The sequence below is a fragment of the Prochlorococcus marinus str. NATL2A genome, from assembly GCF_000012465.1.
Lineage (GTDB): Bacteria > Cyanobacteriota > Cyanobacteriia > PCC-6307 > Cyanobiaceae > Prochlorococcus_B > Prochlorococcus_B marinus_B.
The window spans coordinates 774,902-787,591 of record NC_007335.2 but is presented as its reverse complement, the minus strand read 5'-3'; the positions used below and the strand labels follow the sequence as shown (position 1 = coordinate 787,591).

Here is a 12,690-nt window from a genome sequence, read left to right as displayed (position 1 = left end):
ATGGGCTACTACAGTTTATCTAGGAAGTTTTAGAAGTTATACCTTAAAGAGTGAAGAGAACATAATTATAAGATAAAAAATGAATAAGTTAAGCTGGATTGAATTTGATGAATGCATTAATTCAATACATAATCAATGCAAAAATAAAAAATTTGAAGGAGTTTATGGTTTCCCTCGGGGAGGTTTATGTCTTGCAGTTGCATTAAGTCATTCGCTTGAGCTGCCATTACTAGAAGAGCCTAAAAACAATTCACTCATAATTGATGATATTTATGATACTGGTTATACACTTGAGAAAATAAAGCATATAAAAGGTTCAGAGACTCATGTATGGGTGAGCAAAAAAAAACCTACCTGGTGGAATTCATATAGATATATAGAAGATAATGAATGGATTATTTTCCCTTGGGAGAGTGTAAACGCAGCAAATAAAGATAGAGATTTATTTTATAAATCTAGATAATCAATTTTTACCACATTAAATCGTTAGATTTATCTTGTCTAAATTTCAAATCAACTTGTCTAAAACTCAATAATTCATCTAATTTAGTAGCAAATTCATAAGTATCACCTTTCAATCCTATATTAATATAATTATTATTTTTTTTTATTTTTTTTCTTAAGTTCAATAAACCTATATATTTTTTCCATAGAATTTTATTACTATAATTATATGCCCAAAGATCATAGATGTCCTCAATGAGGTTAATAGGAATCTCGGAAGAATAACCTGTATTGTAATTATCTAATTTATATTTTTCATATTTTGAATCTAAACATAGGATATCTAATGTTGTATTAATTGCATCCTTAACCTCTTTTGCACCCTCAAGACCAAATAGTTCTTTTCTATAGCACTCAAGCAATTTTCTACAAAGCGAATTTAAAATGTTATCCTCCTCTGTAAAGTTAACAACCCAAAAACCAACTCCCTCACTTACACCTGATGCCAAATATAGATTAACAGATTTAGTCATTAATTAAATTGTATAAAAGCCAGGAAATAAATAGGAGAGAGATAAGACTAATTTAATAAAAAGATAGATATACCTAAAATAATAAACTTTATGTACTTAAATTGAAAAAATTAATTTAATTGTAAAAATAATAACAACCTCTCAAATATATGGACAAATTAATCTCTAGTAAATCCATTGGTTATAGAAAAAGTCTTGGCCCTGGAATCCTTTTAGCGGCAGCATGCATAGGCGGATCACACCTAATGTCATCTACTACAGCTGGAGCTAAATTTGGATTTTCTCTTATTGCCCTTATTTTATTGACAAATCTAGTTAAATATCCATTTTTACTTGTCGGAACAAGATTTACAGCTGTTACTGGATTATCACTTTTAGAGGGATTTCAAAAACGTAATAAATTTTATTTGCCTATATATTTAATTGTTGGATTAATTACTGGAACCTTTACTATTTCTGCCGTTAGTTTTGTTACAGGACTCCTTTTAAAAAATATAGTAATATTTTCATCCTTCCCTCCTCTAGATTTAGCTATAGGGATATTAATAGTATGTTCATTAATATTATTTATAGGCCAATATAAAGCCCTTGATAGGATATCTAAAATTCTTGTATTTTTGCTTACAGTATTAACATTTTTTGCTGTTATATCTTTACTTTTTAAAGGCCCTGCTGGAGATATCAATATTTCATTCTTGAATAGCACTCCTTCTCCCTGGACTCTCTCAAACCTTGGTTTTCTAATTCCTCTTATGGGTTGGATGCCTGGTCCAGTAGAGCTTTGTATATGGCCATCACTATGGATGTTTTCAAGAGCCAAAGATACGGATCACACCGCTACGTTAAAAGAAGCAGAATTCGATTTCAATCTTGGATATTTCATCACTGTTTTAACTGCTATTTTCTTTCTAATTCTTGGTGCATACACAATGTATGGCACTGGGGATGAAATGCTTACAGGATCAGGAGTTAGTTTTGCTCAGAATTTAATTCGCTTGTATACAGAATCCATTGGTGGGTGGGCAAAGTGGATAATTGTACCTGCAGCTTTTGCTGCAATGTTTAGCACCACGCTTACATGTCTAGATGCATATCCCAGGAGCATCTCATCAGCTCATGGTTTGATAGCTCGCTCAGACAAGGGAAATAGCTCTACTTTGAGTGAAAAAAAACGTCTCAAAAAATGGATCATTTTTCATGTTTTTGCCTCACTTTGTGCACTTCTTATTGCCAAATCTGGAGGAATTGGAGTTAAAGACTATGTCTTCGGTGCTATGACCGGTAGTTTCCTGACAGCTCCTTTGTTTGCCTGGATGGCTATGGATACTATGAATAGCTCATTAGTAAAAAGTCAATTTCGTTATGGAATTGTTCTAAAAACAATTTGCTGGTTTGGGATTTCATTCCTCTCGGTCTTTAGTTTATTATTCATATTCAACTCATTCTTTGGTATTGGACAATAAGCTCATAATTTATAATTTCGTTAAAATAAAAATAGTTAATGAAGTTAATTAAATAATTAACTTGAGGCAGAAGTATAATGTTTAAGAGCAAATTTCCAGAAGAGTCTGCTAAAAATAAAAAATAAACTACTTAATATTAGGCCAAAAAATAAAATATTAAATTTAAGCTCTCCTAGAATGGCCTCAGCAGGAAAAGTGGTTAAAAAAGCTACAGGTAAAACCAAAGTAAATATGAATCTTAAAATAACAGGATAAGCTGAAACAGGGTATCTGCCTGCAGCTAACAAAGCTCTAAGAACTTCTGTAGCATTCCATGTCTTAACAAACCAAATACTTGATGCAGCAATTAGAAACCAAACAGAATAAAGAATAATAAAACCAATCAATAAGGAAATAATGAATACGAATAATGAGTAAATTGAAAAAGTTGAACCTGATTGGATAGCCGCCCAAAAAACAATTGAAAGTCCTAAAATAATTTCAGGCAATCCTGCAAAAGAAAACTTTTTAACTGATAGCCAAAATTGACTATCAATTGGTTTTAATAAAACATAATCGAGAGTACCCTCTCTAACGTAATTAACAATTTCGGTTAAATTTGGTCGTAAAAGAGCATTCGTTAAACCATCAAGAAATGTATAAACACCCTGAATAACCAAGGCTGATTCCCAAGTCCAATCTCCTAATTGCCTTCCTCCAGTAAAAAAAAGGGATAATATAAATACGCTTCCCAAAAGGGTTCCCAACATAGCGAGCAACTCAATCAAAAAATTTAATTGATATTCAAGTTGAGAAGCAAATGCTGTAGACCAAAATAACCTAATAGTTTTAAGGTATCGCTGCATATTAGGCTCCCATTGCTGTATATCTCTTTACGCCAAGTTTCCAAAGAATATTTACAGAAGGTACCAGTATTGAAATCCACAAAATCTGAGCTAAAAAGCCATTAAAAATATCAACTGGCATCCCAGATAAAATCTTTGCTGGAAAATTAATTAGATAGGGAAATGGCGTTAACATTGCTACTTTTAGAACGTTAGAAGGAAAGGCTGATAAAGGTACTAATAAACCAGAAAGAAAAAGATAAGGAACAAATATTAATCTCTCAAGAGCGCTAGATTTTTCAGTCCAAAAGCAAAGTGCAGCGACTAAACTTTGAAGAAGAAAAGCAATAGTAAAAGCGAAGTGAGTTGATAAATACGCCAAAAACAATTGAGGTAGTGAGGGAAGCCAAAAAGATGATGGATTTAATATAAAAAAAGTAATAGCTATGGCTATTGCGAAAGGAAGTCTTGTTGCCTGCTCTGCCAAGTGAGAAGCAACATATCTAAATAGAGGGTGCAAAGGCTGCAGCAAATATGGAGATAATCGACCAGAAAGAGAATCTTCCTCAAACGAGAAGACAACCCAAACAACTGAAAATTGCCTAACTAGAAAAGCACTTAAAAAATATCTTGCCAACCCTATATCATTTAGACCAAATGAATTGCCAACATCATTTTGACTCCAAAGAGAAAACATAATAAATGGTAGTACTCCAGAAAGAGCCCACAAAGCTATTTCGATGCGATATTCCAACATGTATGCATATTGCGTTGTAAGTAAGGTCTTAATGACCTTGAAAGACAATCCAAATATTCTCAATTGACTTCACCTTTAATAAATAATTCTCCAATTAATTGATCAATAGGAGGATCACTAATCTCTAAATCGATAATATCGAAATCAGTTAATAGATTACTTACTACATCTGTCAATTTATCCCTTGAAACTAATAAACATACAAAACGATCATTTAAATCTTGAATCTCACCATATTTTTCAAATTGTTCATTTGCACATTGATTTTTCAATTCAACTTTTACCTCTCTTGAGGGAGATAATGAATTAGCTAGGGAATCAAGGTCACCATCATAAAAAAGCTTTCCTTTATGAATACAAATAACTCTTGGACATAATGCTGTTATGTCAGCCATGTAATGACTAGTCAGCAATATTGTCGCTCCAGTTCTTTTGTTGTATTCAGATAAAAAACTACGAACTCTAGCTTGAGCATTTACATCTAGACCAAGAGTAGGTTCATCTAAAAAAAGGACTGATGGTTTATGCAATAAGGCAGCAAGAATTTCAGATTTCATTCTTTGTCCTAACGACAACTTTCTTACAGGTCTTGTAAGTTCTTCTCCTAGTTCAAGCATTTCTGCCAATTCATTAATTCTTACTTTTGCTTCGTGGTCAGACAAACCATATACAGCTGCGTTTACATACAAAGAGTCCATGGGAGGAAGATCCCAAATCAACTGCTGCTTTTGCCCCATAACCAAAGTTATCTCCTTAAGAAAAGCCGTTTGCCTTCTTTGAGGAGAGAAACCACCAACATCAACTAACCCTGTCGATGGATGAATAAGACCACACATCATTTTCAATAATGTGGTCTTACCAGCTCCATTAGCCCCAAGAAATCCGACTACCTCTCCTGGTGAGATTTTAAAACTAATATCAGTAACGGCAGGGACGTCATAAGTCTTTCGATCGAAAAAATGTTTAAGAGTACCCTTAAACCCAGGCTGTTTGTTTGCAACACGATAATATTTACTCAGCTGATCTACAACGATCAAGTCACTAGGATTATTGTGCAATTAATTTTCAAATGCTTCAACATTAAGATAAAACATTTTTGCCTACATAGTCGATAAAATCAAAGTAGTTAAAAATCTATAGGTTTTTAAAAATAAATGGATGAACAAAAATATGTAATAGCGATAGCTCTTGCAGAGCAAAATAATAAAAGATTAATGCCTCTTGGAGGAAAAACTTTTTCTGGAGTTGATACTTTAAGTCAATCGTCTAAAAAAGAAGTCGAAAAGATAATACTTGATTTATTACTAAGGATATTTCAAAGAACTACTGAAGGTAGTCTTAAAATATCAAACGATGAAACTGGATTATTACTAGCAGAAATTAGTTTTGAAAGTATGCATAATAATATTCCAGTAATTAAATCAAATTGGATTAATAGTGGAGATACAGATACTTTATTAGAAAAATTAAAATCAATATGTTCAAATCTTTGGAGTATTGAATTTAAAAAACATGAGGGAATAATATTCAACAACCTAAAAAATAAAAATTAGCCAGAAATTTTCATTTGAGTTTTTTCGGCTTTACGTATAATCTTCTGTGCCTCATCGCGAGAAAGACAAGACTCAGCTTTACTTTGTAACTTTATTAATTTTGCATGCTGCTTTCCTAGCTTCATAACTTATTCTAAATAATTTTTTAACTTATTTTTAACTTAGCATATAGTAATCAATTTGTAAACAAATGAGTAACATAAATCTAATATTAGCAGTAATTCTAGCCTTCTTTTTTTGCTCCAGAGATGTATCTATGCAGTACAGAAACATCTAATTCACCTAACCCAGCCTGCATTAATCTTTGCTCAATCTCTTTTACTTTAGAAGCTATGGGTAAATCAATATTTATAGATTTAGCCAGATCAATAGCAATAGCTAAATCCTTATGATGCAACTCTAATTTGAATCCCAAGGGATGTTTATCAATCAACATTGCTTTTGATCTATTTTCTAATGGCCATGAATTAGCTGCTCCAACTTTTAAAGCAGCAACCACATCATCCATGGGCAAATCAAGCAATTTCCCTAATTCCATTGCCTCGGCTACTGCTGCATATGTTCCTGCGACTAATATTTGATTAAGAGCTTTGACTTGTTGACCTTTACCTACGCCATTAAAGTAATTAATTGATTTGCCGAGGACTTCAAATATATGTTCAAAAGATAAACACTCTTTTTTGCTTGCACCAATAAACAAAGACAGTGAACCTTTATAAGCCCCCTCTGTCCCCCCTGAAACTGGACAGTCAACATAAAAGATATTTTTTTTGGACAATCTCTTATGTATAGAGATTGATTTATTAGGACTTATTGTAGAGAAATCAATCACAAAAGATTTAGGCTTTAGTGAGTCTGCTACACCATTATCACCAAATAGAACAGATTCAACCGCATTATCATCAGTAACGCAAATCAAGAGTCCATCGCAGTCAGTAACAGCCTCTATAGGGTCAACAAAATATTTTTTTGGATCATTATTCTTTAGTTTATCTCTCTTATATATATTCAAATCATATCCATTATCAATAAGACGCTCAGACATAGGCTTCCCAATAGCGCCAAGACCAATAAAAGCTAGTTTCATTAAAATCAGATTTCTATTCAAAACGAATTAAGAGTAATAAGTACAACTAAGGTTTGAACTATTACTATAAAAAATTAATATGCTGCCAAAAGAAGAAAATATGATGCGATAATCAACTCATTGAATACTTAAGAAATTGACTAATTTTACAGATTCCAAGAATGCAACTCATCATTGGTATCCATTCTTGAAGTATCAAGAGGAATGTGAAGCCGCTGGCAAGGAAGCTAGTGTTAACGATTGGATGAGAGCTTCAGGGCAACTACAAAACAGAATTGAATTTGAAGAAGCTAAGAAAGCAGCAGAAGCTGAGGCTCTAAAAGCAAAAGCTGAGGCACCCAAAAAAGAGGCTTAAATAATCAATTATCAATTAAGAAAAACCTTATATATAGACCTTTTAAATAATTAGAAAGATTACTTACAGATAATCAAGAAAATCTTGTGAAGATCTATCAAACAATTTCCGTCTACGTAATTCCTTTTACTAAAGTTATTTGATTAAGGTCCTAGGAAATATCACGCCTAAGATCAAGACCATTTTTGATTCTTAAATAATGTCGGAGACCAAAACCCTAAATGTTCTTCTAGCCCCAGAAGGTCAATTACAGGGTAATGGACAATTAAGAGAATCCTTTCATGAGAGAAGGAGTCGCAAAGGTGCGGACTATCCTATGTGGTTCTTAAATTCTTTATTAGTTAACAAATTCAAAATCACTGAAGAAGAAGGTTATGAAGCAGTTATAGCGGAAGATTCAACAACGATTGCTTGGTTAAAACTTCGATTTGGTGGGGAAAGGTTAACTAAAACATTAGATATTGAAGAGCTTTGGCAACATGCAAGTCAGCCCCCTGAACCTCCAGAAAGAAGAGATATAACACCGCCGAAATAGATATTCAATGAAACCAATTCACCAGATAACTATTCATCATAAACAGGAGGGAAAAACATATACTTTTGATGTCCCTGAAGGTGAGTATATATTGAGAAATTTTGAATCAAAAGATGAAAATGGACAAATAATTGGAGACACATTGCCATTCTCTTGCAGAAATGGATGTTGTTCTGAGTGCGCAGTTAAAATAATTTCAGGACAAATGGATCAACAAGCTTGTATTGGTCTATCTAAAGAGATGAGGGACAAGGGATACGGATTGTTATGTGTTTCAAAAGCTATTGGACCATTGGAATGCGAGACTCAAGATGAGGACGAAGTATATAACGCACAATTTGGAAAATATTTTAAAGGATTAGACACACAAGCTGGTAATCCTTTTGATATTTAATTTATCCAAATAAGCTTATTTATCTGTCCAAAAATTCAAAATATCCTGACCTGTAAAATTCACGTTTTTATCATATCTCAATGCATCTGTCTTCTCCATTGGGAGTGCAAATTGCTTAAAAATCAAAGTAGCGAATTTCACAAATTTAACTGGCTTTGTTAAACCTTTAGCACCTACAAAAGCTCTGAAAGATTCGATAATTTTGTTTCTCAAATCCCAAAACTTATTGTCATCAAGATTAAAAACCCAAGGGAAGGCATTTTTTGATGTGTGGTTTGTTCTTTTTATCACTTCCTCATCAAATTCCTTTGGATCAATACCAAGTAATTCATAAAACTCGCCTCTTTCGCAAACTGTCAAAGTGTGAGTAAGGAAAACGCTCCACAAGAAGAAACGACTTAATAACTTACCTCTAAATCCTTTGGTGATTCCAGGCCAACATCTCATCATTACTGTAAAGCAATCGCCATGTCTGTTCTCGTCTTGACACCATGGCTCAAAGAAATCAAAAAGAGGAGCAAAAGCCTGATCTGGATTAGCCTTAAGGTGCCTATCCATCAAGATATATCTCCAATAACCAATCTTTTCTGAAAGATACACAGAATAAATAACCCAACTAATGGGGAACCAAGTCGCTGCCCTTTTTCCTCCTAAATGAGGCAGATCCACTTCAATACCCTCTGCAACTAATGCTCTGCTTAGAAAACCTGCATGTCTAGCTTCGTCTCTAGCTAAAAACTGAAATAGTTTTCCAAGATCCCTATTTCCTTCTTTCTTCAAACGATTTGAAATCTCTTTAAATAGCAGGAATCCAGAAAACTCTGATATTACTGATCTAACTAAATAACTCTCGTAAGTCTCTTTAGCCTTTTGAGGCAATTCTTGCAATCTATCTAGACTTGCCTTTCTATCAAAATGAGTACAGTTATAGTCTGCTTTCATTTCTGAAAGCATTGCTTCAAACTCTTCGCGGGCATCAGTTAATTCTGTCTTAGCTGCTTTTTTGAATTCGGTTACGTAAAAACGAGGGGTTAAAAGATTTTCATCTAAATGTGGCGGCAACTCATTTGTTCCGCGTGTATCAACTCTTAGTTTTGGGGAAGAAGAAGCTGTTGCGGTCATTCCAATTATCAAGCAAGAACATAATTGTATGTCTTTATTTGAAAAAAAGGTGAATTTTTAATCAGGTAGTAATAGAGCTTTGCCTAAAACGATAAAGAAGGAGGAGAAAAAATGTATTTAAAATATATATTTAACAATTTAAGTAAATCAAATCCACAAAATTAATAATATTTTAAATGTAAATTCAAAATATTATTAATTTAAACAACTAGTAAAAAAAGCTTAGGAATGAATATCTTGCAAAGCTGAAACAGATAAAATTTGGTTCTGCAATGCTTCTATACCTTTTACAGCAGCACTAGCGCCCTTTAAGGTTGTTAAAGTTGGAACAGAGTAGTCTAGAGCTGCTTTTCTAAGATATTTATCATCATAAATTGCTTGACGACCAATTGGAGTATTAATTACCAACTGAACCTTTCCAGATCGAATCATGTCCTCAATATTTGGTCTTCCTTCGTGAACCTTAAGGACCCTTTCTACATTTAAATCAAATTTCTCGAGATAGTTAGAAGTGCCAGATGTTGCCAGAACTGAAAAACCTAGTTCAATTAATTTCTTTGCTACTGGAATCAATGCCGGTTTATCTCGATCATGAGTAGATAAGAAAACAAAACCAGAAGTAGGCAATCCCTCACCGGCTGCGAGTTCGGATTTTGCGTAGGCCATTCCAAAAGTTTTTGCAGATCCCATCACTTCACCAGTTGAACGCATTTCTGGTCCTAAAAGACTGTCTGAGCCGGGAAAACGTTTAAAAGGCATAACAGCCTCTTTAATTGTCTGAAGTGGAGGAATTGGTTCTTGATTTAATCCAATATCTTTTAGTGTTTTACCTAAAAGTAACTGCGTTGCAATTTTCGCAAGAGGGACTCCAGTGGCCTTAGAAACGAAAGGAACTGTTCTTGAAGCCCTTGGATTTGCCTCAATAATGTAAACAATCTCATTGCCTTCCTGATCTCTCTTGACAGCAAATTGAAGGTTAATTAGACCAACTACATCAAGTTCAATAGCTAAAGATTTTGTCCAATGCTTAATTGTTTTAATTGATTCTACAGAGAGCGTTATGGAAGGAAGGCAACAGGCTGAATCGCCAGAATGAATACCAGCGGGCTCTATATGCTCCATCAATCCTCCAATGACAACATTTTTGCTTACATCGCACAAAGCATCAACATCAACCTCAATTGCATTCTCTAGATATTGATCGATAAGGATTGGATGATCTAGCTCAACATTTACAGCTTCCTTTATGTATCTTTCCAATTCATCTTGCTCATAAACAATTTCCATAGCTCTACCACCAAGAACATATGAAGGCCTAACAACCAATGGATAGCCAATTTTATTGGCTACACTCAATGATTCTTCAAAAGTTCTAGCAAGACCGTTTTTGGGTTGCCTAATATCTAATCTCCTCAAAACCTTGTCAAATTGCTCTCTATCTTCTGCTAAATCTATTGAGATAGGAGAAGTACCTAAAACCTTAGTTCGTAATTTTGAGTTTTCCAATTTCTCTAACCAATTGACAATTGGTAAAGAGAGTTTCAAAGGAGTTTGCCCTCCAAATTGAACTACTATTCCATGAGGTTCCTCAAATTCAATAACATTTAGAACATCTTCTAGAGTTAGAGGTTCAAAGTAAAGTATGTCGCTCGTGTCATAATCAGTAGAAACGGTTTCAGGGTTACTATTTATCATTATTGTTGTATAATCATCCTCTTGAGCTTGATAAGAAGCATGACAACAACAATAATCAAATTCGATACCTTGTCCAATACGATTTGGACCTCCACCCAAAATTAAAATTTTATTTTTATTATTATTTTTTAATTCATTAAGATTAATATTCTTGATTATATTCCCATCGTTATCAATATTGTAGGCTGGCCTTTCATATGTAGAATAATGATATGGTGTATTCGATGAAAATTCAGAAGCACAAGTGTCAACAGTTTTATAAACAGGTAATATTTTAAGATGGGTTCTTCTAGCTCTAATTATTAATTCATCAGTATTTAGTGCAAAGGCAATCTGACGATCAGAGAATCCAAGTTGTTTTAGTTTGAAGAGAAAATTAGGCTCTAATTGAGTAATATTTTCATAATTAAGTAATTGATCCTCTGCTTCTACTATGTTCCTGAGTTTTGATAAGAACCAAGGGTCTATTTTAGAAAAAGAAAAAATTTCATTATCGCTACGTCCATTTTTCATTGCTAATCGAACATGCATTATTCTTTCTGGAGAAGGCGTCCTTAATAGTCTTTCTAACTCAATAGAAGATACATTCTGATCAACGCGATCACATCCCCAACCACTTAGTCCTGTTTCTAAAGATCGTATTGCCTTTTGAAAAGATTCTTCAAAACATCTTCCTATTGCCATGGCCTCCCCAACTGACTTCATAGAAGTAGTAAGAATTGAAGAACTTCCTGAAAACTTTTCAAATGCAAAACGAGGTATTTTAGTAACTACGTAATCAATTGAAGGTTCAAAACACGCGGGAGTCTTACCAGTAATATCGTTAATAATCTCATCTAGTCTATAACCAACAGCTAAAAGAGCGGCAATTTTGGCAATAGGAAAACCTGTAGCTTTACTTGCTAAAGCTGATGATCTACTAACACGTGGATTCATCTCAATTACTATTATTTCACCGTTATTAGGATTAATTGCAAATTGGATATTGCTTCCACCAGTTGCTACTCCAATTTCTCTAATTATTGAAATTGAATAGTCTCTTAAACGTTGATATTCTCTATCAGTTAGAGTTTGCGCAGGAGCTACTGTAATAGAATCTCCAGTATGAACTCCCATAGGATCAACATTTTCAATACTGCATATAATTACAACATTATCTGATAAATCCCTCATAACTTCCAACTCAAATTCTTTCCAACCTAAAAGAGATTTTTCGATGAGAATTTGAGAAACAGGACTAGCATCTAAGCCTGTTTTACATAATTCCAAAAATTCATCCTGGTTATAAGCTATTCCACCTCCGCTTCCTCCTAATGTGAAAGCAGGACGAATGATTTTTGGGAATGAAGAAATTTCATTTCCAACTATTTCAGCTTCTTGAAGATTGGAAGCTATGCCAGAGGGACAGACATCAACCCCAATATTTTTCATCGCTATTTTAAATAAATTTCTATCCTCAGCCTTTTTTATTGCATTAAGATCAGCACCAATTAATTCAATATTATATTTTTCTAAAGTTCCAGATTCTGCCAATTCTACTGAAATATTCAAAGCAGTTTGCCCACCCATTGTGGGCAAAAGGGCATCAGGTCTTTCTATTTTGATAATTTGCTCAACAACTGAAGCCGTTAATGGTTCAACGTATGTCCTGTTTGCTGTTTCAGGATCAGTCATTATTGAAGCTGGATTAGAGTTAACTAAAATGACTTCAAAACCTTCGCTTCTTAGCGCTTTACATGCTTGTGTCCCGGAATAATCGAATTCACAGGCCTGTCCAATAACAATTGGTCCAGACCCTAGTATCAAAATCCGACGTATATCTTTACGCCGTGGCATTTGAATTTCTTGTAAACTTCATTTATGTCACGCATTCTAGGTATCTGTTTATCATCTACTGTCTAGATCGGCAAACTACCATTAAAGTTTAA

13 protein-coding genes are annotated in these 12,690 nt (G+C 33.8%); 6 read left to right on the top strand and 7 right to left on the bottom strand.

What is annotated here, in order from left to right; genetic code table 11:
- The first annotated feature begins 79 nt into the window (after positions 1-79).
- The gene (locus PMN2A_RS04130) at positions 80-463 is read left to right on the top strand and encodes a phosphoribosyltransferase (RefSeq protein ID WP_011293773.1); all 384 of its coding nucleotides are present in this window, start codon (positions 80-82) and stop codon (positions 461-463) included.
- Positions 464-470: 7 nt separating this feature from the next.
- Here PMN2A_RS04130 and PMN2A_RS04125 read toward each other — a convergent pair whose 3' ends face one another.
- Positions 471-977 (bottom strand): hypothetical protein, encoded by a 507-nt coding sequence (locus PMN2A_RS04125; RefSeq protein WP_011293772.1) that lies wholly within the window; start codon positions 975-977, stop codon positions 471-473.
- 149 nt (positions 978-1,126) lie between these two features.
- On the opposite strand from PMN2A_RS04125, the gene PMN2A_RS04120 reads away from it, so the two are divergent.
- Complete coding sequence (locus tag PMN2A_RS04120) at positions 1,127-2,440, top strand: NRAMP family divalent metal transporter (RefSeq protein ID WP_011293771.1); 1,314 nt, start codon at positions 1,127-1,129, stop codon at positions 2,438-2,440.
- 56 nt (positions 2,441-2,496) lie between these two features.
- Here the strand turns inward: PMN2A_RS04120 and PMN2A_RS04115 are convergent, their stop codons facing one another.
- The 3 genes from PMN2A_RS04115 to PMN2A_RS04105 are packed head-to-tail and all read right to left on the bottom strand — an operon-like array spanning position 2,497 to position 5,079.
- Positions 2,497-3,285: an ABC transporter permease gene (locus PMN2A_RS04115; RefSeq protein WP_011293770.1), complete on the bottom strand. Its 789-nt coding sequence runs from the start codon at positions 3,283-3,285 to the stop codon at positions 2,497-2,499.
- Between the two features lies 1 nt (position 3,286).
- On the bottom strand, positions 3,287-4,084 hold the full coding sequence (locus tag PMN2A_RS04110) for an ABC transporter permease (protein ID WP_011293769.1): 798 nt from the start codon (positions 4,082-4,084) through the stop codon (positions 3,287-3,289).
- On the bottom strand, positions 4,081-5,079 hold the full coding sequence (locus tag PMN2A_RS04105) for an ABC transporter ATP-binding protein (RefSeq protein WP_011293768.1): 999 nt from the start codon (positions 5,077-5,079) through the stop codon (positions 4,081-4,083). Before PMN2A_RS04105 ends, PMN2A_RS04110 begins: the two co-directional genes overlap by 4 nt.
- Positions 5,080-5,175: 96 nt before the next feature.
- Between PMN2A_RS04105 and PMN2A_RS04100 the strand changes: the two genes are divergently transcribed.
- Positions 5,176-5,574, top strand: a complete 399-nt coding sequence (locus tag PMN2A_RS04100; RefSeq protein ID WP_011293767.1) for a hypothetical protein — start codon at positions 5,176-5,178, stop codon at positions 5,572-5,574.
- Positions 5,575-5,797: 223 nt separating this feature from the next.
- Here the strand turns inward: PMN2A_RS04100 and PMN2A_RS04095 are convergent, their stop codons facing one another.
- On the bottom strand, positions 5,798-6,661 hold the full coding sequence (locus PMN2A_RS04095; RefSeq protein WP_011293765.1) for an NAD(P)-dependent oxidoreductase: 864 nt from the start codon (positions 6,659-6,661) through the stop codon (positions 5,798-5,800).
- Positions 6,662-6,797: 136 nt separating this feature from the next.
- On the opposite strand from PMN2A_RS04095, the gene PMN2A_RS04090 reads away from it, so the two are divergent.
- The 3 genes from PMN2A_RS04090 to PMN2A_RS04080 all read left to right on the top strand — a co-directional run bounded on the left by PMN2A_RS04090 (position 6,798) and on the right by PMN2A_RS04080 (position 7,945).
- Positions 6,798-7,016, top strand: a complete 219-nt coding sequence (locus PMN2A_RS04090) for a hypothetical protein (protein WP_011293764.1) — start codon at positions 6,798-6,800, stop codon at positions 7,014-7,016.
- 199 nt (positions 7,017-7,215) lie between these two features.
- On the top strand, positions 7,216-7,551 hold the full coding sequence (locus PMN2A_RS04085; RefSeq protein WP_011293763.1) for a hypothetical protein: 336 nt from the start codon (positions 7,216-7,218) through the stop codon (positions 7,549-7,551).
- A 7-nt stretch (positions 7,552-7,558) separates the two neighbouring features.
- Complete coding sequence (locus tag PMN2A_RS04080; protein ID WP_011293762.1) at positions 7,559-7,945, top strand: 2Fe-2S iron-sulfur cluster-binding protein; 387 nt, start codon at positions 7,559-7,561, stop codon at positions 7,943-7,945.
- A 15-nt stretch (positions 7,946-7,960) separates the two neighbouring features.
- Here the strand turns inward: PMN2A_RS04080 and acsF are convergent, their stop codons facing one another.
- Both acsF and carB read right to left on the bottom strand, forming a co-directional pair.
- Positions 7,961-9,067 (bottom strand): magnesium-protoporphyrin IX monomethyl ester (oxidative) cyclase, encoded by a 1,107-nt coding sequence (acsF, locus tag PMN2A_RS04075; protein WP_011293761.1) that lies wholly within the window; start codon positions 9,065-9,067, stop codon positions 7,961-7,963.
- 222 nt (positions 9,068-9,289) lie between these two features.
- A complete protein-coding gene (gene carB, locus PMN2A_RS04070; protein WP_011293760.1) occupies positions 9,290-12,598 on the bottom strand; it encodes a carbamoyl-phosphate synthase large subunit in 3,309 nt (1,102 codons plus the stop codon).
- Positions 12,599-12,690: the final 92 nt, after the last annotated feature.